We start from the raw sequence: 21,102 nt of genomic DNA, 5'->3' as shown, positions 1-21,102 counted from the left end.
GAGAAAATCGTGAGAATAGTATCTGCACAGGATTTTGATTTGCGGCGCGAAGTGGAGTACGGTTCGCCGGAGCAGAATGCTACCGTGCGGCAGGTGGTTCAGCGGATCAAGCAGGAGGGAGATGCGGCGCTGCTGGAATACACAGCTCGGTTTGACCGGGTAGAGCTGACGAGTGATCGGTTGCGGGTGACAGAGGAGGAGCTGCAGGCAGCATATGCGCTGGTGGAGCCTTCCTTTATTACAGCGATCACATTGGCGGCGGACAATATCCGCCAGTTTCATCAGAAGCAGAAGCGCAACTCCTGGATGGACCTTCAGCCGGATGGCAGCCTGCTCGGTCAGATTATTCGCCCTTTGAAAAGAGTGGGTGTCTACGTACCGGGCGGCAAAGCAGCTTACCCCTCCTCGGTGCTGATGAACGTTATCCCCGCGCAGGTCGCTGGAGTACCGGAGATCGTCATGGTGACTCCGCCGGCAACAGGCGGTACGGAAGGCATTGACCCTTATATTCTGGTTACGGCGGCTGAAGCAGGAGTGACGGAAATCTACCGTATTGGTGGAGCCCAAGCGATTGCAGCGCTGGCGTATGGAACAGACAGTATTGAGCCGGTCGATAAAATATGTGGTCCCGGCAATATCTATGTCGCGCTGGCCAAGCGTGAAGTGTATGGTGTGGTCGATATTGACAGCATCGCTGGTCCGAGTGAGATCGTCGTTCTGGCCGATCACCTGGCGAATCCGGTCTATGTAGCGGCCGATCTGCTGTCACAGGCGGAACACGACGAGATGGCTTCCGCCATTCTGGTGACGTCTTCACCGGAAATTGCCGATGCAGTCGCCGCCGAAGTAGAGCGGCAGCTGGAGAGTCTGCCGCGCAGAGATATTGCAGCAGCCTCAATCCGAAATTACGGTGCGATTATCGTCACCAGGGATATTCAGGAAGGCATCAGCGTCGTGAACCGGTTGGCTCCCGAGCATCTGGAAATCATGGTGGATGAGCCGATGAATGTGCTGGGCATGATCGAGAATGCAGGGGCCATTTTCCTCGGCAATTACAGCTCCGAGCCGGTAGGTGATTATTTTGCCGGACCGAATCATATTATTCCGACCAATGGTACGGCCCGCTTCTCTTCACCGGTCGATGTGGACGATTTTATCAAAAAGTCGAGCATGATCTATTACAGCAAGGAAGCGCTGCTGGCGAACGGCAATATCATTATGGAACTGGCCCGTCATGAAGGACTGGAAGGGCATGCACGTGCGATTCAGGTGCGGCTGGAGCAGGAAGGCAGCTAAGGTACGGGATTACTGTACTGTCCGTTTTGATATATCATCACAATGAATAGCAGGAGATCAGGGGGAGAATTCATATGTCAACAGAGAACCAGAATGTACGCCAGGCTGAAGTAAGCCGCAAAACGAATGAGACGAATATTCAGCTGTCTTTTCAGGTGGATGGAACCGGACAGGCCGAGATTGAGACGGATGTACCTTTTCTGAATCATATGCTGGATCTGTTTACGAAGCATGGACATTTTGACCTGAAGCTCAAGGCGCAGGGCGATATCGAGATCGATGATCATCATACAGTCGAGGATATCGGAATCTGTCTCGGTCAGACGCTGCGTGAAGCGCTCGGAGACAAACGCGGTATCAAGCGCTATGCAAGTGTATTTATCCCGATGGATGAAGCGCTGGCGCAGGTAGTGATCGATGTGAGCAACCGTCCGCATTTTGAATACCGTGCCGAGTATCCTTCTGCGCAGGTGGGCAGCTTCCAGGTGGAGCTGGTGCATGAATTCCTGTGGAAATTAGCACTGGAAGCGCGCATTACCCTGCATGTAATTGTGCATTACGGGCAAAATACGCATCATATGATCGAAGCGGTATTTAAGGCGCTCGGACGTGCGATCGATGAAGCGACTACGATTGATCCGCGTGTCACAGGAGTACCTTCGACGAAGGGGGTGCTGTAATCGATGGCGATTGCGATTGTAGATTACGGCATCGGCAATCTGCACAGCGTCAGCAAGGCGATCGAGCGTCTCGGCTATGAATATGTCATCACAGGCGATAAGGATGAGATCTTTGCAGCCGAGGGAGTGATACTGCCTGGCGTGGGTGCATTTGGCGATGCGATGAATCATATCCGTGAAGGCGGAATGGATCATATTGTGCAGGAGGTTGCTGCCAGCGGCAAGCCGCTGCTGGGCATCTGTCTCGGCATGCAGCTGTTGTTCAGTGAAGGGGAAGAGTACGGGGTACACCAGGGTCTGGATATTTTACCGGGCCGGGTGGTACGCTTCGAAGAGGGCGACTACAAGATTCCGCATATGGGCTGGAACAAGCTGGAGTATCGGCGTCCACAGAACCCGCTGGTACGTGATCTGTATGAAGGACATGTATACTTTGTCCATTCGTATCATGTGCAGCCGGAACGTCCGGAGGATCTGATTGCCGTAACGGATTATGGACAGCCGGTGACCGCGATTGTGGGCCGGGATAATGTATATGGCATGCAGTTCCACCCGGAAAAGAGCGGCGAGCTCGGCAGGCTGCTGCTGCGTAACTTCCTCGCCCTGTCGACCGGTGAGCGGCTGGACATTCCGGAGGATATCGGCATCCATCGTACAGAGAGCAAATAATTTCTTTCATTATTAAACAGCTTCACTTATTATATCGACCGAGGGGGAACCAAGTTGTCTTCTTTTACAATTTATCCGGCTATCGATATCCGGGGCGGCCGCTGTGTACGGCTGATCCAGGGCGATTATAATCAGGAAACGGTATACAATGAAGATCCGGCTGCAGTAGCGGCAGACTTTGCTGCTCAGGGAGCGGGTTATGTGCATCTGGTCGATCTGGACGGTGCCAAAGCCGGTCATCCGGTCAATCACGAACTGATTGGCCGGATTGCCCGTCTGGTGGATGTACCGGTACAGATTGGCGGCGGACTGCGCACGCTGGAAGATGTAAAAACACTGCTCGGACTCGGTGTCAGCCGCGTCATTATCGGGACAGCGGCCATAGAAGACCGGGAATTTACAGAGTCCGTATTGGCGACCTATGGCAGTCAGGTGGCGATCGGCATTGATGCCCGTAATGGCTATGTGGCAACCCGCGGCTGGCTGGAGACGTCCGAAGTTAAGGCAGATGAACTAGCTCGTGAGCTGGCGGCCAAAGGGGCAGAGACGTTTATTTTCACCGATATCTCCCGTGACGGCATGATGCAGGGGCCGAATATTGAAGCAATCGCTGCGATTGCGCAGGCTTCGGGCAAGCAGGTTATCGCTTCCGGCGGGGTAACCGTACTGGATGATCTGGTGAAGCTGGCGGAGCGTCGTGAACAGGGAATCAGCGGGGCGATTGTGGGCAAGGCGATTTATACAGGCAAAATTGATCTGAAGCAGGCACTGCAGACGATCCGGTAAAAGGAGGACAACTCATGCTCGCAAAGCGTATTATCCCGTGTCTGGATGTCAAAGAAGGACGGGTCGTCAAAGGCGTGAATTTTGTAAATCTGCGTGATGCCGGTGATCCGGTAGAGCTGGCGGCGCTGTATGACCGTGAAGGCGCGGATGAACTGGTCTTTCTGGATATCTCGGCTTCGGTAGAGGGAAGAGAGACCATGGTGGATGTGGTACGCCGGACCGCCGGGGAAATTTCGATTCCCTTTACCGTCGGTGGCGGCATCTCTTCAGTAGAAGATATGAAAAAAATCCTGCGTGCCGGAGCGGACAAGATCGGCATCAATACAGCGGCAGTGCTGAATCCACAGCTGATCAATGAAGGTTCGCAGCGATTTGGCGCCCAGTGTATCGTCGTGGCGGTGGACGCCAAGTTCAATTCGGAGTGGAACGATTGGGAAGTATACACACATGGCGGTCGCAAACCGACCGGCATCAGGGCACTGGAATGGGTACGGGAAGCCGAACAGCGCGGAGCAGGCGAAATACTGCTCACCAGCATGGATGCGGACGGAACCAAGGATGGCTTTGACCTGCCGCTCACCAAAGCGGTATGCGAAGCGATCAACATCCCGGTGATTGCCTCCGGGGGAGCCGGGCTGCCGGAACATTTCTACGATGTATTCAGCCAGGCCAATGCCGATGCAGGTCTGGCGGCGACCATTTTCCATTACAAAGAAATCTCGATTCCTGCGCTCAAAACGGAATTGAAGGCCGAAGGAGTGGAGATACGTTGACCGATATCTCGCTGCAGTCGGAGATGATTCACCAGTCGCTTTCGTTCGAGGAATTGACGGCTGCCATCAAATGGGATGAGAACGGACTCGTCCCTGCGATCGTGCAGGATGCCAGCAGCAAACAGGTGCTGATGATGGCCTACATGAATAACGAATCACTGCGCCGCTCACTGGATTCCGGTGAGACCTGGTTTTGGAGCCGGTCCCGCCAGGAATACTGGCACAAGGGCGGCACATCAGGCAATACCCAGCGTATCCGGTCGCTTCATTATGATTGTGACGGGGATACGTTGCTGCTGTTAGTGGATGCAAATGGACCAGCCTGCCATACAGGCAGAATAAGCTGCTTTTATAATGAGGTGAATACAGTGGACAACAAGCCAACTTTTCAAAACGATGCGGTAAATGAAAACAATACGGCATCCGGCAGCGACCGGTTCGCCATTCTGGCCGAGCTGGAGCAGATGATCGCTGATCGCGAGCGTGAACGTCCGGAGGGGGCCTACACGACCTATCTGTTCGAGAAAGGCATCGACAAGATTCTGAAAAAAGTCGGCGAAGAAACAGCCGAGACGATTATCGCAGCCAAAAACGGCGATAACGAAGAGCTGCGCTATGAAGTAAGCGATCTGATCTATCATCTGCTGGTGCTGCTGCAAGAGCGCAAGCTGCCGCTGGATGATGTGCTGGCCGAGCTGGACCGCCGTCATGAGCGTCCGCGCAAAGACTAATATACGGCGAGGGAGGAAGCGGCGATGCTGATTGATTATCATACTCATCATGCCCGGTGTGGTCATGCCGTAGGCGAGCTGGAAGAATATGTGCAGCGGGGCATACAGCTGGGGCTGTCCCAGCTGGGATTGTCCGATCATTTGCCGCTGATCCATGTGGATCCGGCTGCTTATTATCCGGAAATGGCGATGCCGATGGATGAGCTGCCTCGCTATGTGGAAGAGTGTCTGATGCTCAAGGAGAAATACCGGGATCAGATCGCTATTCGGGTAGGATTGGAAGCCGATTATATCGAAGGCTATGAAGAAGTGATCAGCAAGATTCTGGACAGCTATCCGTTTGACTATGTGATTGGCTCTGTGCATTTCCTGGGGGAGTGGGATATCTCGGATCATCGCCAGACGCATCACTGGGAAGGCAAGCAGGTGCTGGATGTATATCGCCAGTACTATGATGCCGTGCAGAAGGCTGCTGCGACCGGATTCTACGATATCACCGGCCATCTGGATGTGATCAAGCGCTTTGGTTATGTACCGGAGCCAGAGCAGGTAGAAGAACGAATCGCTCTGGAAAATGCAGCCCTGCAGGCTGTCAAAAAAGCCGATATGGTCATGGAGCTGAACTCCTCCGGCTTATCTAAAGTATGCAAGGAAATCTTCCCTTCCCACCGGATCGTGGAACAGGCGATTTCCCTGGGAATCCCGCTGACTCTCGGTTCGGATGCCCATGATCCGCTGAAGCTGAGCGATCATCTGGATGAAGCCAGGGCACTGCTCACCGAGCTGGGTGTACAGGAGATTGCCACATTTGAGAATCGGCAGCGTACGATGGTACCGCTGAACGACTGAACAGTCTGTCGTCAGGTTGTTTACTCAGCTTCAAGGCAGCTTTTTATTATGGAAATATCCAGCAAAGGCATTTCCAGCATAGCCAGATAGATACACGTACCACCTGATTATGGACGAGAAAAAGCCCACTGACCGTTGAACTGGCCAGTGGGCTTTTGGGATATAAATGTGTAAACGGAATATCCATCGATCTGCTGTCTATCTGATCCGAGCAGCAGGGGTCGTATATTAACTGTGACTTGGACCCGGCTGCTTGTCACCCTTGGGCAGGATAAGCGCCGAATCGGAATCGGAAGTAATGACCGTCTCCGTGGAATCAATCTCATCCAGATGAAGCAGACCTTCTTTTTCCGCTTTGCGAATCTTCCGCATTTCATTGAGCATGAGCAGGAAGATGACGACGAGAATGGAAGTGATCAAAATCAGGAACCCACCGATCTCCTGCATAAAGTAATGCAGGTCACCGCCGCGGAATCCGAGTCCGCGCAGGAATTTGAAATGCCAGGACAGCGGCAGCGCATGGCTGACATTTTGCAGAATCGGCGGCAGTAGAGCGACCGGGATCTGTGCACCACTCAGGATAAAGGACGGCAGCAGGATCATGGTGATCCGGCCGGCAGCTTTGGCCGGACTGGATGCGCTCCAGCCTACCATCATACAAAGCAGGGACAGCGCGATCGCATACATCAGGAATGGAATCCACAGCTGATATACGTTTGCTTCAAATCGCAGTCCGCCCACCTGCTTGAGACAGCCCATGACGAGATACATGGAGCAGGTCGCAATGAGTGCATACGGCACGATACGCAGCACCAGACTCAGCGGACGACGCAGCATGTCCTTGAGCAGTCCCTGTTCCCGCAGACGCGGCACGATGGTCAGTGTCGCACCACCGAGAATGGACAGGAATACCGTATTTACAAAACCGATAACCGAACTCATCAGCATGTTGTTGGTCGGGTTATACAGCAGGCGTGTCTGCAGATTCAGGCCGGTCGAGAAGTTGTTGGCCTGTGCAGAGCTGACACCCATGCCTACGAGCTTGTTGGCGGCAGCGGCAGAGTTCTCTGCAGCGATGACTTCGGTCACACCGGTACGCAGATACGTGGTCGCCGTAGACAGCGAGGTATCCACGTACAGTCCGATATTGGTCTGTGCTCCCTGAGCATGAGCTTTCTCCAGCCCGGCAGGCAGATAAATGACACCAAAATATTTTTCATTATAAAGGAAGCTGTTCGGTTCCATGTAGTTGTAGGTAATGTAGCTGGTATTAATATACTGATCGGCATCCAGCTTCTGGATCAGCTGCTGACTGTAGGCACTGTGATCCATATCGACCACAGCGACAGGCGCTTCGTTCAGCTGGTTGTTTTTGAATACATACCCGAAGGCCGCTGAGATGATCAGCGGCGCAATCAGGATGATGAAAATGAACTTGCCGTTCAGTATATGTTTGAACTCATCAATTATGGCTTTCATTGGTTGGAACCTCCACCGTCATTCCCGGCAGCAAGTCAGGGGTACGTTTCACATCTACACGCACGATAAAGGAAGTCGTGTCAGACTGACCTTTTTCACGGCTCATGCGCAGAGCGGCATATTGCGGCGCAGAAGTGATGTAGCGTACGGTACCTTTAATATTTTTGCCGAGAGAGATCACGTTGGTCGATACTTTGGCACCGGCCTGGAAGGCTTTCATGTTTTCTTCGCCTACATACAGGTCATAGTACAGCTTGCCGGTCTCAATCACGACAACCGGTGTACCGGCGGATACGTTCTCGCCTACTTTTGGTACGACACGGGTAACTTTACCATCGGCAGCAGCGGTCAGCACGCGGCGGCTCTTCTGAACTTCATAACCATCCAGCGTTACCTGCAGCGCATCTTTTTGTTTTTTCAGCAGTTCGATATTGTACTTGCCGTTATCGATATCTTCCTGACCCTGTTCCACCTGCTTCAGCGCCTGTTGGGCCTGTTCCAGCTGAACATGAGCCTGCTGGCGTTCTTCAGCGGTTGCACCGTTTTGGAGTTTCTGCAGGGCAGTCTCCTGGGCACTTACCTGGTTGCTGGTTACCTCAACCTGCTTCATGGCAGAATTCAGTTGATCCTGAGCACTTTGCACCTGCTTGGTCGCAGTGTCTACACTGTTCTGTGCGGTATCCAGACTGGCCTGTGTACCAAGACCGTTATCAAATAACATTTTGGCCCGGTCATAGTTGGTTTTGGCATAATCCAGTGTCTGCTGGGCCGCTTCAACCGCTGTCTGCGCGGAAGTGACGCCGTTATTGGCGACTTCAACGGATTTCTTGGCGGAATCCACAGCAATTTCCTGGCTGCGGATATCTTCCGGACGTGCGCCGGTCAGTACTTTTTGTTCGGCTACTTTGGCAGCTTCGATATTCAGCTGGGCATTGGCTTTTTGTTCAGCCAGCTTGTGGGCCTGACTGGTCAATTGGCTCTGTGCCTGACTGATCTGAACATCGATCTGGGACATTTGTTCTTTTACACCCTTGATCTGAAGATCGATATCACGGGTATCCAGAGCGAGCAGCGTCTGCCCTTTTTTGACCTGCTGTTCTTCCTTGACTTTGACAGCACTGATTTTGCCGGATTGCCCTTCAAAAGAGGCGTTCACGGTATCGATCGTCAGGACCCCTTCTTTTTTCGAGGCGGCCATGGATACGGCATCCTTGCCATGCATGGCGAGCAGCGTACCGCCAACCCCCAGCGCAACGATTAATAAAATAATCGGAATAAGTTTTACAATTTTCACTTTGATATGCTCTCCTATCTAATAAAATCGATGAGTAAATACCTTGGGATATTTGATAAAATATATATTATTAGCCGCCAAATAGTACGGCGCCGAACAACTAATGCAAAAAAAGTCAGGACGATTCCGAATGTTCAATTCCTTTACGGAGTTTGTACAGCAATTGCTGCAACATTCCCTGTTCCTCTTCCGTCAATTGAGACATGACCGAAGTGACTACACGTGCATATTCAGGCAATGTAGCCATTAATAAAGCTTCGCCTTCCTCTGTCAGATGGATGGCTGTCATACGGCGATCTTCATGGGCTCCGCGGCGGATCAGTCCATCCTTTTCCAGACCATTGATCAGTCCGGTCATTGTGGAACGTGTCACACCGGCAGATTTGGCCAGTTCGGAAGGAAGAAGTGGTTTTTTGCGGATTAACAGAGAGGTAAGAATACGCATCTTGCCCTGGGAGATCCCTCGCTCCATTAGCAAGGAAGAAGATTGATTATATAAATCATGAGAAGTACGTATCAGCAGCAAGGAAGTCAACATGCATTCGACATTGATCTCGGGAAACAAAGGCGCCAGTGCGCTGAGCCGGTCCAATTCCTTCAGCGTAATCTTGGAGCCTGATGAATCTATATTCGGCATTGTATTCACCTTTCTAAAGTCTTCGATGTAGATAATTGTACGGCGCCGAACTAGTTTGGTCAAGAAAATTTTATGAAAATTTCAACATATTTTTCGCAAAATCGTGCTGTGCCGACATTATTCATCATATATATTCCTGAATGAAATACAGAATTGTCTTTGATATCGGCACAAAGCAGGCTAAAATAAAGTAAAGTCAGCTGGCAATCTACAGGAGGGCCTATGAAAGAAAAAATGCGTATATTCTCAGGATCATCCAGTCCCGAACTGAGTGCACAGATTGCAGAACGTCTGGGTGTACCGCTCGGTAAAATCAAACTATCCCAGTTCAAAAGCGGAGAGACCTATGTACACTATGAGGAGAGCATCCGCAATATGGATGTATTTCTGGTACAATCCCTGTCTCATCCGATCAATGAGCTGTTTGTGGAACTAATGGTAATGATCGATGCGGCCAAAAGAGCTTCGGCCGGAACGATTAATCTGATTATCCCGTATTATGGATATGCCCGTCAGGAGCGCAAGTCGGCACCCCGGGAACCCATCTCTGCCAAAATGGTTGCGGATGTGCTTACTACGGTTGGTGCGGACCGGATCATTACGATTGATCTGCATGCCTCGGCGATTCAGGGCTTCTTTAACATACCGGTTGACCATTTGACAGCGCTTGATCTGATCAGCGGCTATTTGCGAAGTAAACAGATAGAAGACGCGGTAGTGGTTTCGCCGGACGCCGGACGTGCCTATATGGCCGAGAAGCTGGCCAACCGTCTGGATACCCCATTTGCCATGATGATCAAGAAAAGACCTGCCCACAACGAATCTGTCATCACTCATGTGATCGGCGATGTGGAAGGCAAAACCCCGATTATTATTGAAGATCTGATCGATACAGGCACGACTATCGTCAATGTTGTCGAAAGTCTCAAGGAACGTGGCGCCCGCGAGGCAATCGTTTGCGCAACGCATGGATTATTTTCCGGCGCGGCGCTGCAGCGTCTGGATCATCCGTATATTCGCGAACTGGTGGTAACGGATTCGATCAGTCTGCCGCCAGGACATCTGGACCGGCTGACCGTACTGTCGGTATCCCCGATGCTGGCTCATGCCGTACGGATCATTATGGAAGGCGGTTCTATCGCTACCATGTTCAGCGATGCAGGGATTTGATACCCGGTCTTATGATATAGAACAGTTGCTTATGTCACTTTAGCGGAAGAGCAGGATATGTTATACTGTTGGCTGATGTTTTTCGTCGATAACTATATTTTTGTAGGTGGAATGTATTAAAGGAGGTGCCTTTGTCCGGTGAATGATTACAAGCGAAAAGTCGAAGAGACCGAACGGAAAGTCATCACGCTTAAGCTGGATGCCAATTTCTTTTTTGAAAGAGCTGTCCGCTCATTAGACCATTATCGTTACGACAAGGCATTGAAATATTTTGAAAAGGCTGTGGAATACGAGCCGGATAATCCTGTGAATCATTGCAATATGGCAGGCATATTATCGGAGATGGGCAAGTATGAGGCCTCCAATCAAGTGCTTCAGACGATTATGGATACGGTAGACCCTTTGATGGTCGAGTGTCATTTTTATATGGCTAACAATTATGCCAATATGGAACAGTTCGAACAGGCCGAGCAGCAGCTGCTTACATATCTGGAGCGGGACCCGAACGGTCAGTTTACGAGTGAAGCAGAGGAAATGATGGATCTGATTCTACATGAAATGGGGCGTACTGCCGGTAGTATTCCGGCAGCGGCTGTTCCGGCAGCCGATCGTCAGGAGCAGGCACATGAGCTGCTGGAACGCGGGGAATTTGAAGCGGCCTGCGAGATGCTGAAGCAGCTGATCGATGAACAGCCTGATCTGGCAGCTGCACGCAATAACCTGGCTGTCGCCTATTATCAGCAGGGAATGACAAAGTTGGCAGCAGAGCAGATTACCGCAGTACTGCAGCAGGACCCGAATAATTTGCATGCGCTGTGCAATCAGGCAATTCTGAGCCAGTATCATGGAGCCAGCGAGTTTCAACAGCAGCTTGATCAGCTGTGCCGGGTCACACCGATACACCAGGAACATCTGCTTAAGCTCGCGACCACAATGGCAATGCTGGGCGAACACCGGTATGCATACAATCATTTTCGGCGGCTGCTGCGACATGATGATTTGATGAATCATTGGGAATTGTATCATTATACAGCGGCAGCAGCCTGTTATATGGGTAAATATGATGAAGCGGAACAGCTGTGGAAGCGTATTTTACGATTCGAGTCCGGCGCGGAAGTGCCGGCATTTTATCTGGCACATCTGCAGGAGCTGCGTCAGGGCAAGTTGACGCCTTCTTATCGGTACGGAGTACAGAAAATGCCATATTTCTATACCCATGAACAGTCGGTCGGTAGATCGTCTGAACCGGCTTCAGTGCAGTTTCTGCACATGCTTCATCATGGAACGGAGAGCGAACAGCTCCAAGCACTGAATTCCTATGTACTGGACGGAAATCGTGAAGTACATACGGCGCTGCGTCAGTATGTAGCACGTCCGTTAATCTCCGAAGAACTGCGGATAGCGGCAGAGCGCCTGCTGCGTCAGTGGGCGGCTAACCAGTCCTTATCATCCGATCAGCTGATCGATGATATCGAAGCGGCACGGATGAGTCTGCCGTTATGGGATGAGCACTGGCAGCAAATTGTTGACCAGGTTGCGGTCCAGCCGCATATACGCTATGATTCAGGATTCACTCATGATGTTGAAGCATTATGGATTGAATTTATTAAAAGGGTATACCCGGAGCTCCCGCAGCTTCACCATCCGGAAGGCTGGGCAGCGGCACTGGAGTATCTGGTAGCCCGAATACATCGTCTCCCACTCACATATGATGAAGTGGCCCAGCGTTACGGGGTGTCTGCTTCCATTATCAGCAGATATGCCCGGCGAATCAGCAGGGTATGCAATGTACAGCAAAAAGTACGCTATGCACAGGCAGAGAGCACGCAGGGATCGTAAATGGCCACTGTGTGGACAGTGGTTCATCCATTACAAGGAGGTATTTGGGAGTATGTACAAATCAATTATTATCGGAACAGGACCTGCGGGCCTTACCGCAGCAATCTATCTGGCGCGCGCCAACATGCAGCCGCTCGTTATCGAGGGACTGCAGCCAGGGGGCCAGCTGACCACTACAACCGAAATCGAGAACTTTCCGGGCTTTCCCGAAGGAATCATGGGACCGGAACTGATGGATAATATGCGCAAGCAGGCCGAGCGCTTTGGTGCGGAATTCAAGTCCGGCTGGGTGGAACAGGTCGACTTTTCCGAGCGTCCATTCAAAGTCAAGGTTGAAGGCATGGGCGAGCTGGAAGCGGAAAGTATCATCATCTCCACCGGTGCTTCGGCTCGCTACCTGGGTATTCCGGGTGAGCAGGATAATGTAGGACGCGGTGTAAGCACATGTGCGACCTGTGACGGATTCTTTTTCCGCAACAAAAAGATCGTCGTGGTCGGTGGCGGTGACTCTGCCATGGAGGAAGCGAGCTTCCTAACGCGATTCGCTACGAATGTTACCGTAGTCAACCGCCGCGAGGAACTGCGTGCTTCCAAAATCATGCAGGATCGCGCCAAAGACAATCCAAAAATCAGCTGGGCACTGAACCGCAAGCCGGTGGAAGTCGTAGCAGGCGATATGGGTGTCAAAGGACTGAAAGTGCTGAACAACGAGACCGGTCAGGAAGAACTGATCGAAGCGGACGGCGTGTTCGTGGCGATCGGCCATACGCCAAACACCGATTTCCTCAAAGGTCATGTACATCTGGATGGACACGGATATGTTCTGGTTACGCCAGGTACAACAGAGACCAACATACCGGGTGTGTTCGCCTGTGGAGACGTTCAGGATACACGTTATCGTCAGGCGATTACAGCAGCAGGCAGCGGTTGTATGGCTGCAATGGACTGTGAGAAATACCTCGAAGGACATATGATCCACGACTGGAGCGAAGCGCTCGACAAGTAATGGATACCGAATACGGAGGGAGCCGTTTGGGCTCCCTTTTTTGACGGGAAGGATCAAGACAACAGACCCGAGGGTACCGCTTGACCTGATGAGTCCGTTCGCTTATAGTTGGATACGAACGTTCACGTCAGAATACGGCTTCTCCCCAGGGGAGCGAGCGCGGGTTGATATCTCTTTTTTACAGGAAAGACCATGTATTTCCATACCATAAATTAGTGTATAAGCGCATTTTGTCCAATCTTTGCAGCAGGGAAAGTGATACAATGGGAGTGGAATGTAATGGTTCTGCTCAGTCATGTACACCGGTCTGAATGAATTCACTACAATGGATGCGGATAAGACGATGCAGAGAAAGCGCGTATCGATATATATTAAATTTCGAGTAGAAAAGGTGGATCGGTCATATGTCTGAGAAAATTTATGTCGGCGTCGATCTTGGCGGTACTGCAATCAAGGTTGGTATTTGCAATCAGGAAGGTGAACTGCTTCATACGTATGAAGGCCCTACCGAGAAGGAAAAGGGTACGGATGCGGTTATCGATAATATCGAGAAATATGTACGGCATATTGTAGAGCAGTCACCGTATACCTGGGACCAACTGGTTGGGGTAGGAGCAGGTGTAGCCGGTTTCACGGATCTGCGTGCCGGTGTGATCCTGTTGGCGCCGAATATTGGTTTCCGCAATGTACCGATCCGCGCCATCCTGGAAGAACGTATCGGCAAGACCATCGTGATCGATAATGATGCCAATGTGGCTGCCCTGGGCGAAGCCTGGAGCGGCGCTGGCAAAGGCGTAAACGATTGCGTCTGCTATACACTCGGTACGGGTGTAGGCGGCGGCATTATTATCAACGGCAAAATCTATCAGGGATTCTCCGGACTCGCCGGTGAAATTGGACATATCTCCGTTGTGCCTGATCTGGAAGCGATCCAGTGCGGCTGCGGCAAGATGGGCTGTCTGGAGACCGTATCTTCCGCCACCGGCATTATCCGTATGGCTATGGAAGCGGTCGAACGCGGCGACGTAACCAGTCTGTCGACGATCAGAGACAAGATCACGGCTAAAGACATTTTTGACGCGGCCAAAGCCGGAGACGAAGTGAGCATCCGAATCGTGAACCGGGCAGCCTTTTATCTGGGCAAATCGATGGCATCCGTGGCAACTACGTTGAACCCGGAGCGCTTTATCGTTGGCGGAGGTGTCTCCAAAGCCGGAGATATTCTGTTCAGCAAGATCCGTGAAGTGTTCGCAGAATGTACGCCTTCGCCGCTGCAGCAGGGCGTGGAGATTATCCCTGCCAAGCTGGGCAACGACGCCGGTATCGTAGGTGCGGCAGGTCTGCTGCTGCGCTGAGCCGTATCCTGAGAACGAATATATATTTTAATCTTCACAGCATCAATGGATCGAATGATACTATCTAACAGGGAGGGGACTTATGCATGAGCAATACTGAAAATTCATCGACATCCACCATGGTTATCATTACAGGGATGTCCGGTGCAGGCAAGACCATTGCGGTACAGAGCCTGGAGGACCTTGGCTTTTTCTGTGTGGATAATCTGCCGCCTGTTCTAATTCCCAAATTTGCCGAGCTGATCGAGCAGTCAAACGGTAAAATCGGCAAGGTGGCACTCGTGATCGACCTGCGCGGTCGTGAATTTTTCCCTGCCCTTTCAGAGTCCCTGAGCTATATGAAAAATCATTATACGATCCATACCGAGATTCTGTTCCTGGATGCCAGCGATGCGGTACTCGTTCAGCGCTACAAGGAAAGCCGGCGCCGGCATCCGCTCGCACCGGACGGCATGCCGCTCGATGGAATCCGTCTGGAACGCAAAATGCTGGACGAGCTGAAGACATCAGCTACACAGGTGATCGATACAAGCACCAGCAAGCCGGCCAAACTCAAGGAAAAGATCATCTCCCGATTCTCTCATCTGGAGAGCAATCGGTTATCTGTTAACGTTACCTCGTTCGGGTTTAAATATGGAATTCCGATTGATGCAGACCTGATTTTTGATGTACGTTTTCTGCCCAATCCGCACTATGTGGATCATTTGAGGCCGCATACCGGTCAGGACAGTGATGTGTACGAATATGTGATGAAATGGCCGGAGACGCAGGCTTTTCTGACCAAGCTGCTGGATATGCTGCATTTTCTCATTCCTCATTATCGCAATGAAGGCAAGAGCCAGGTTATTATCGGCATCGGCTGTACCGGCGGCAAGCACCGCTCGGTAGCCATCTCCGAGTACCTGGGTCGTATGCTGGGGGCCAGTGAGACAGAAACCGTTCGAGTCAGTCATCGTGATGCTGATCGTGATCGGCATTAAGGAGTGGAAGATATGTCAATTTCACAACCGGGCCTGCCGGTGCTTCGCCCCCGTATTGTTGTTATGGGTGGCGGCACCGGTCTGTCCGTTATGCTCAGAGGCCTCAAGGAAAAACCGCTGGATATCACTGCTATCGTCACGGTAGCGGATGACGGGGGGAGTTCCGGAATTCTGAGGGATGAGCTGAAAATGCCGCCGCCCGGAGATATCCGCAACGTGCTGACAGCACTGGCGGATGTGGAGCCGCTCATGTCGGAGATGCTCAAATACCGGTTTCAAAAAGGTGAAGGTCTGGCCGGGCACAGCCTGGGCAACCTGATTCTTGCGGCGATGACAGACATCTCCGGTGACTTTGTTACGGCAGTGCGGGAGCTGAGCCGTGTATTCGCAGTGAGAGGTGCTGTTCTGCCCGCAGCCGAGCAGGCAGTAATCCTGCATGCGGAGATGGAAGACGGAACGATCGTCACCGGTGAATCCAAGATCCCCGAAGCGGGTAAACGAATCAAACGTATTTTTCTTGAACCGGACCACGTGGAGCCGTTGCCAGAGGCTGTACGTGCGATTCAAGAGGCAGATGCCATTCTGATCGGTCCAGGCAGTCTCTATACCAGCCTGCTGCCGAATCTGCTCGTACCGAAGCTGGTCGATGCGATTCTGACTTCACGGGCGCCGCGCCTGTTTGTCTGCAATGTAATGACCCAGCCGGGGGAGACGGATAACTATACGGTCAGTGACCATCTGGAAGCGATCTATGAGCATGTAGGCCACCGTTTGTTCGACTATGTGCTCGTGAATAACGAACCGATTCCGCTCAAAGTGCAAAAGCGCTACGCGGAAAAAGGCGCCAAACCTGTCAATCTGGATGCAGAAAAGGTAGAAAGCCTGGGCTACAAAATTATTGCGGACAAACTGGTGATGTACGGCACCTATCTGCGTCATGATGCGGATCAGCTGAGTCATCATATTTATGAGCAGGTGAAGAAACATATTTTAGCGAAAGGGTGAGTCCATTGTCATTTGCGGCGCAAACGAAAAAGGAACTAACGATGGTTGAAGCCGACGACTGCTGTGAATTGGCGGAGCTGGCGGCGCTGATCCGGATGAACGGATCGGTCCAGGTATCCAACAAAAAAGTGATCCTGGATATTTCCACCGAAAATGCCGCAATCGCAAGACGGATTTATTCCCTGATCAAAAAGCATTTTGCTGTGCATACGGAGCTGCTCGTGCGCAAAAAGATGCGGCTCAAAAAGAATAACGTATATATCGTTCGTATCCCTGCCGGGGTTCAGGCGATTCTGAGCAAGCTGACAATCGTCTCGGAAGGCTTTATGTTTACTCCGGGCATCAACAAGGATATGGTCAGTAAAAATTGCTGTAAACGGGCTTATCTGCGTGGCGCTTTTATGGCTGGAGGGTCGGTTAACAATCCGGAAGGATCATCGTATCATCTGGAAATTGCTTCGATGTATGAGGAGCAGTGTCAGGCCCTGGTTGATCTGGCGAATGAATTCGAGCTGAATGCGCGTTGTATCGAGCGTAAAAAAGGCTTTATTTTATATATCAAAGAGGGCGAGAAAATTATCGAGTTCCTCAGCATTATTGGTGCACACCAGGCGCTGTTCAAATTTGAGGATGTCCGGATTATGCGGGATATGCGTAACTCCGTGAACCGGATCGTCAACTGCGAGACCGCCAATCTCAACAAAACGATCGGTGCCGCTGTGCGTCAGATCGATAATATCCGTCTGATCCAGCGTCATCTGGGACTGGAACAGCTGCCGGACAAGCTGCGTGAAGTCGCGGAGATTCGTCTGGCCCACCCGGATATGAACCTCAAGGAAGTTGGCGAAATGCTCAAAGGCGGCGTCAGCAAATCCGGGGTCAATCACCGGCTTCGCAAAATTGACGAGCTGGCTGATCGCGTACGTAATGAGCACCTGGTCTAAAATATTATACCGACCAGGTAAGCTTTATTTTTTTCTGCTAAAGCGCATGTTATAATAATGTAGTATGATGAATATAGTGTTCATAAAATGGGCTTCAGTGTAGTAAACTAATAAATTGTAATGAATATGTATTATAGGGGGTAATAATCACATGATAAAACACCCGGTAGTGGTTCGTCTGAAAACGGGATTGCACGCACGACCTGCAGCATTGTTTGTACAGGAAGCGAATAAATACTCCGCGGAAATTTTCGTGGAAAAAGACGATAAAAAAGTTAATGCAAAAAGCATTATGGGCATTATGAGTCTGGCCATCAGTTCGGGTACTGAAGTATACATCAGCGCAGAGGGTGCGGACGCAGAATCGGCTGTAAACGCTTTAGTAGGACTGGTTAGCAAAGAAGAATTGGAAAACCAATAAAAAAACCTCCCATCCACAGATGAGAGGTTGGCCGTCACAGGGATCTGTGGCGGTTTTTTGGTATGTCCGGAAAACATCTTATTCACCAGGCGGCTATCTCAAAGCCAGGCGTCTATTCGAAAAAGACCCCTTTTTTGGCAAAGTTCAGTTTGAGCTGTACGGCGTTCCATGAACTTTGATAGCCAAATCCATCACGCAGCACCGTAAACGGAATATACATCCGTCCATTGACCACCTGTGCACTTGGTCCGTTCCATTGATGATTGTTCAGCCGCATGGTAACGCCGGAAGCGGTCATAATCATATCCAGCTGGTCATCATTCTGCAGCAGTGTATATGTTTTAACGGCGGGTTCGTACCGCAGGGTGACTCCAAGTGAATCACGCAGGAGTACCACCGGAATCATTGTATTGCCATTAATCAACAGTCCGTTCTCCGGAAGGCGTGTGCCATTCCATTCAAGCTTTACCTGGCGCGGCGATGCAGCAGCAGATGCAGTAACAGGTTGACTCAGGGCGCTCAGCACCAGAATACCCGCCAGCAGCATAATGGAATTCCGTAGAAACTTGTTTTTGAACATGGTGACTCTCCCCTCTTTCTGGTAATCCCTATCTCCTGTAATCCCTGTAATGATGCGGAATCTCGAGGATGGGATTATATGAGATTATAAGTAAAATAACAGCAGTTGTCACGATGAAGCTGTATAAATTTCAACTCCTTTGCCAGCTGGAATAGCAATATACATAAAGAAAACGCTCGCGAGCTGCCCGCAGACTCTCGCCGGTTCAATTGCTGGTCATTTTAGTCACCAAGCTCCTCTCTACTATTTACCCAATGCAACATTCGGTTCAAAACATCCGTTTACTAAGTATGAACAAGAAAGGGTGAATATTATGAAAAAAAATCACTATATGGCGTCCTTGCTGTTAGCCGGAGCCGTATTTACAAGTGTAGGCATGGGCGTCAGCCTGCCTGGTGCTTCCACCGCTTATGCTGCAGAGACAACTTCGATGACCACAATGGCAGGCACAATCAACGTTAGCGGTAACGGCAAGTTATCCGTCAAACCGGATGTCGCTTACCTCTCGGTCGGTGTGCAGACTACAGCTGCTACAGCAGCCAAGGCACAGGCTGCCAATGCCCAGAAGATGAGCAAGTTGAACAATCTGCTAAAAAACAAATGGTCGATAGCAGCCAAGGATATAGAGAGCGTGCAATTCTATGTACAGCCGAACTACAGTTATAACGCGAAAGATCAGCAAAAAGTTACAGGCTATACGGCGTATCATACGCTGCAGGTAACCTACCGCAATATGGATAAGCTCGGCGCACTGCTGGATGAAGCTTCGGCAGCCGGTGCAAACAATGTAGGTTCGGTAAGCTTCAATGTGGAGAATCCCAAAACCTATGAAGACCAGGTGATCCAAAAAGCGATGGCAGACGCTGCAGCCAAAGCAGGATCTATTGCCAAAGCGGCAAATCGTACACTGGGAGATCTGGTATCCGTAAGTGAAGCGGGTGTTGAAGCTCCACCGGTATATATGGCCCAAAGCGGTGCGATGGAATCTGCACGTTCCGACAAACAGACTGAGATTGAACCGGGGACAGTGGAATTGAACATCAGTCTTAACGTTCAATATGCTATGAAATAAGCTGTGGATGCGAAAGGGTAAAATCGTCAGTATTGTAACTATTATACGGACCAACCCTCCCATCGTTTCAGTATAACGGAAGTTTATTAAACCGGCGATGTGCCGAAAATAGAAACTTTTCTGCCGGATACCTGCATTCTTCCGGCAGGGAAGTTTGTTTACACTTTTATTACTTTTGATTCATCGCGCATGACTATGTTGTAAATCCTTGTTAAGTTGTTTGTAAATTCAAATGACCCGGTTATCGGTATACTAAACATTGTTGCAATCGACCTATTCGAAGGAGAGATCAATTATGGACAAGTATCAGAACATGAAAAATACAACCTATCTCAAAAAACTATCGGCGATCGTACTGGCGACGAGCCTGACGGCTGCAGGAACAGCAACCACGCTGCCGCTTACACAATCATCCGCCTACGCGGCGAGCACTTCCTCATCGACCAAGTCCGTGATTAATGTACAGGTAGAAGGCAAAGCCATTTCCGCGAAAGGTATGCTGAGCAAATCGGGCAGCACACTGCTCCCGCTCAAAGACATAGCAAAAACGGTAGGTGCAACGATCACCTACGATTCCAAAGCACATACAGCAACCATTACCAAAGGCAAAAACAAGGTCAGCTATGACTTGAACGACAAAGACAGTGTATTTGTGCGTCTAAATGGCAGTGCAGTAGGTGACAGCTACGATGCAAGTGTAGTCAAAGGAACCACCTATGTAGCGATCAAGGCTGTTACAGAGCCTTTTGGCTACCGTGCCCTGTGGAACAACTCCACACGCACGGTTAATGTGACTGCTGCAGGCATGAATGATGTGGAAGTGACCGGAGCCAAGCTGGAATCCTCGATCCAGAACAAATATACCAATGTAAATATTGTCTATCCGGTAGTATCCGGAGTAGAGAACGAAGCGGCTCAGACAGCGATCAACAAAGCGCTCAAAGCACACTACGATAAATTCCTGACCACTATGCAAAAACAGGTCAAAGAAGCAGGCGCACCGACCAACAAGGATATGTTCTACGAGATCGATGGCGGCTACAAAGTCACTTACAACCGTAACGGCGTAATCAGCTTCCTGCTGACTGATTATCAATATCTGGGCGGAGCACATGGAGACAACATACTGACCGGCATGACATTCTCGCTCAAAGACGGCAAAGCGATCCAGCTGTCCGATCTGCTCAAGTCCAACAAGAACTACAGCCAGGACATCCAAAAACTGATTCAGACTCATATCAAGAAAAATGCGAATACCGAAGGACTTTCCCTGGAGCAGTTCAATGATCTGAGCAAAAAATCCAGCGAATATCTGGACAACTACTATCTGACTGATAGCGGCTTTACAATCTTCTTCCAGAAGTATGATATCGCACCGGGCGCAGCAGGCAATCCCCAAATTGACTTTACATTCAGCCAATTGCTGAAATCCGGTACCAACCCGCTGTCTGCCTACCAATCCTGATTTGTACAGCAAATAGCCCGTACAGGCAAGCACGAAGAACCTGTTCCATCATTATGAGATGGAACAGGTTC

21 protein-coding genes are annotated in these 21,102 nt (G+C 50.7%); 17 read left to right on the top strand and 4 right to left on the bottom strand.

The annotated features are described in order from the left end of the window. The first annotated feature begins 9 nt into the window (after window positions 1-9). The 7 genes from hisD to hisJ all read left to right on the top strand — a co-directional run bounded on the left by hisD (window position 10) and on the right by hisJ (window position 5,784). On the top strand, window positions 10-1,296 hold the full coding sequence (hisD, locus tag WH45_RS20500) for a histidinol dehydrogenase (protein ID WP_046216282.1): 1,287 nt from the start codon (window positions 10-12) through the stop codon (window positions 1,294-1,296). Between the two features lie 74 nt (window positions 1,297-1,370). Continuing rightward, entirely contained in the window at window positions 1,371-1,976 is a 606-nt protein-coding gene (gene hisB / locus WH45_RS20495) for an imidazoleglycerol-phosphate dehydratase HisB (RefSeq protein ID WP_046216281.1), read from the top strand. Between the two features lie 3 nt (window positions 1,977-1,979). Beyond that, the gene (gene hisH / locus WH45_RS20490; protein ID WP_046216280.1) at window positions 1,980-2,645 is read left to right on the top strand and encodes an imidazole glycerol phosphate synthase subunit HisH; all 666 of its coding nucleotides are present in this window, start codon (window positions 1,980-1,982) and stop codon (window positions 2,643-2,645) included. 54 nt (window positions 2,646-2,699) lie between these two features. Further along, window positions 2,700-3,431 carry a 1-(5-phosphoribosyl)-5-[(5-phosphoribosylamino)methylideneamino]imidazole-4-carboxamide isomerase gene (gene hisA / locus WH45_RS20485; protein ID WP_046216279.1) on the top strand — a complete coding sequence of 244 codons (732 nt, stop codon included), beginning with the start codon at window positions 2,700-2,702 and terminating at the stop codon, window positions 3,429-3,431. A gap of 14 nt (window positions 3,432-3,445) precedes the next feature. Then, window positions 3,446-4,204, top strand: a complete 759-nt coding sequence (gene hisF / locus WH45_RS20480; RefSeq protein WP_046216278.1) for an imidazole glycerol phosphate synthase subunit HisF — start codon at window positions 3,446-3,448, stop codon at window positions 4,202-4,204. A 23-nt stretch (window positions 4,205-4,227) separates the two neighbouring features. Next, window positions 4,228-4,935 (top strand): bifunctional phosphoribosyl-AMP cyclohydrolase/phosphoribosyl-ATP diphosphatase HisIE, encoded by a 708-nt coding sequence (hisIE, locus tag WH45_RS20475; protein WP_046216303.1) that lies wholly within the window; start codon window positions 4,228-4,230, stop codon window positions 4,933-4,935. Between the two features lie 24 nt (window positions 4,936-4,959). Beyond that, entirely contained in the window at window positions 4,960-5,784 is an 825-nt protein-coding gene (hisJ, locus tag WH45_RS20470; RefSeq protein WP_046216277.1) for a histidinol-phosphatase HisJ, read from the top strand. 228 nt (window positions 5,785-6,012) lie between these two features. Here hisJ and WH45_RS20465 read toward each other — a convergent pair whose 3' ends face one another. From WH45_RS20465 to WH45_RS20455, 3 genes are all read right to left on the bottom strand, one after another. Further along, a complete protein-coding gene (locus WH45_RS20465) occupies window positions 6,013-7,263 on the bottom strand; it encodes an ABC transporter permease (RefSeq protein WP_046216276.1) in 1,251 nt (416 codons plus the stop codon). Then, window positions 7,247-8,557 (bottom strand): HlyD family secretion protein, encoded by a 1,311-nt coding sequence (locus WH45_RS20460; RefSeq protein ID WP_052723887.1) that lies wholly within the window; start codon window positions 8,555-8,557, stop codon window positions 7,247-7,249. Before WH45_RS20460 ends, WH45_RS20465 begins: the two co-directional genes overlap by 17 nt. Before the next feature lie 115 nt (window positions 8,558-8,672). Further along, window positions 8,673-9,194, bottom strand: a complete 522-nt coding sequence (locus WH45_RS20455) for a MarR family winged helix-turn-helix transcriptional regulator (protein WP_052723886.1) — start codon at window positions 9,192-9,194, stop codon at window positions 8,673-8,675. 222 nt (window positions 9,195-9,416) lie between these two features. On the opposite strand from WH45_RS20455, the gene WH45_RS20450 reads away from it, so the two are divergent. The 8 genes from WH45_RS20450 to WH45_RS20415 all read left to right on the top strand — a co-directional run bounded on the left by WH45_RS20450 (window position 9,417) and on the right by WH45_RS20415 (window position 17,914). After that, window positions 9,417-10,364, top strand: a complete 948-nt coding sequence (locus tag WH45_RS20450; protein WP_046216274.1) for a ribose-phosphate diphosphokinase — start codon at window positions 9,417-9,419, stop codon at window positions 10,362-10,364. 138 nt (window positions 10,365-10,502) lie between these two features. Further along, entirely contained in the window at window positions 10,503-12,203 is a 1,701-nt protein-coding gene (locus WH45_RS20445) for a tetratricopeptide repeat protein (protein WP_046216273.1), read from the top strand. A gap of 52 nt (window positions 12,204-12,255) precedes the next feature. Continuing rightward, entirely contained in the window at window positions 12,256-13,209 is a 954-nt protein-coding gene (trxB, locus tag WH45_RS20440; RefSeq protein ID WP_046216272.1) for a thioredoxin-disulfide reductase, read from the top strand. A 404-nt stretch (window positions 13,210-13,613) separates the two neighbouring features. Further along, a complete protein-coding gene (locus WH45_RS20435; RefSeq protein WP_046216271.1) occupies window positions 13,614-14,564 on the top strand; it encodes an ROK family glucokinase in 951 nt (316 codons plus the stop codon). 86 nt (window positions 14,565-14,650) lie between these two features. Next, complete coding sequence (rapZ, locus tag WH45_RS20430) at window positions 14,651-15,544, top strand: RNase adapter RapZ (protein ID WP_017814876.1); 894 nt, start codon at window positions 14,651-14,653, stop codon at window positions 15,542-15,544. Between the two features lie 12 nt (window positions 15,545-15,556). Next, entirely contained in the window at window positions 15,557-16,549 is a 993-nt protein-coding gene (locus WH45_RS20425; RefSeq protein WP_046216270.1) for a gluconeogenesis factor YvcK family protein, read from the top strand. Window positions 16,550-16,554: 5 nt separating this feature from the next. Continuing rightward, on the top strand, window positions 16,555-17,493 hold the full coding sequence (gene whiA, locus WH45_RS20420; RefSeq protein WP_046216269.1) for a DNA-binding protein WhiA: 939 nt from the start codon (window positions 16,555-16,557) through the stop codon (window positions 17,491-17,493). A gap of 151 nt (window positions 17,494-17,644) precedes the next feature. Further along, window positions 17,645-17,914, top strand: coding sequence for an HPr family phosphocarrier protein (locus WH45_RS20415; protein ID WP_017814879.1), 270 nt, complete (start codon window positions 17,645-17,647; stop codon window positions 17,912-17,914). A gap of 112 nt (window positions 17,915-18,026) precedes the next feature. Here the strand turns inward: WH45_RS20415 and WH45_RS20410 are convergent, their stop codons facing one another. After that, window positions 18,027-18,494 (bottom strand): stalk domain-containing protein, encoded by a 468-nt coding sequence (locus WH45_RS20410; protein ID WP_046216268.1) that lies wholly within the window; start codon window positions 18,492-18,494, stop codon window positions 18,027-18,029. Between the two features lie 313 nt (window positions 18,495-18,807). Between WH45_RS20410 and WH45_RS20405 the strand changes: the two genes are divergently transcribed. Together WH45_RS20405 and WH45_RS20400 are read left to right on the top strand one after the other, a co-directional pair. Then, window positions 18,808-19,566, top strand: coding sequence for an SIMPL domain-containing protein (locus WH45_RS20405; RefSeq protein ID WP_046216267.1), 759 nt, complete (start codon window positions 18,808-18,810; stop codon window positions 19,564-19,566). Window positions 19,567-19,861: 295 nt separating this feature from the next. After that, on the top strand, window positions 19,862-21,031 hold the full coding sequence (locus WH45_RS20400) for a PdaC/SigV domain-containing protein (RefSeq protein ID WP_046216266.1): 1,170 nt from the start codon (window positions 19,862-19,864) through the stop codon (window positions 21,029-21,031). Window positions 21,032-21,102 lie beyond the last annotated feature (71 nt).

Source organism: Paenibacillus wulumuqiensis (assembly GCF_000971965.1).
GTDB classification, from domain to species: Bacteria; Bacillota; Bacilli; order Paenibacillales; family Paenibacillaceae; genus Saccharibacillus; species Saccharibacillus wulumuqiensis.
The sequence above is the reverse complement of the archived record's forward strand: the minus strand, read 5'-3'. Positions and strand labels throughout refer to the sequence as shown.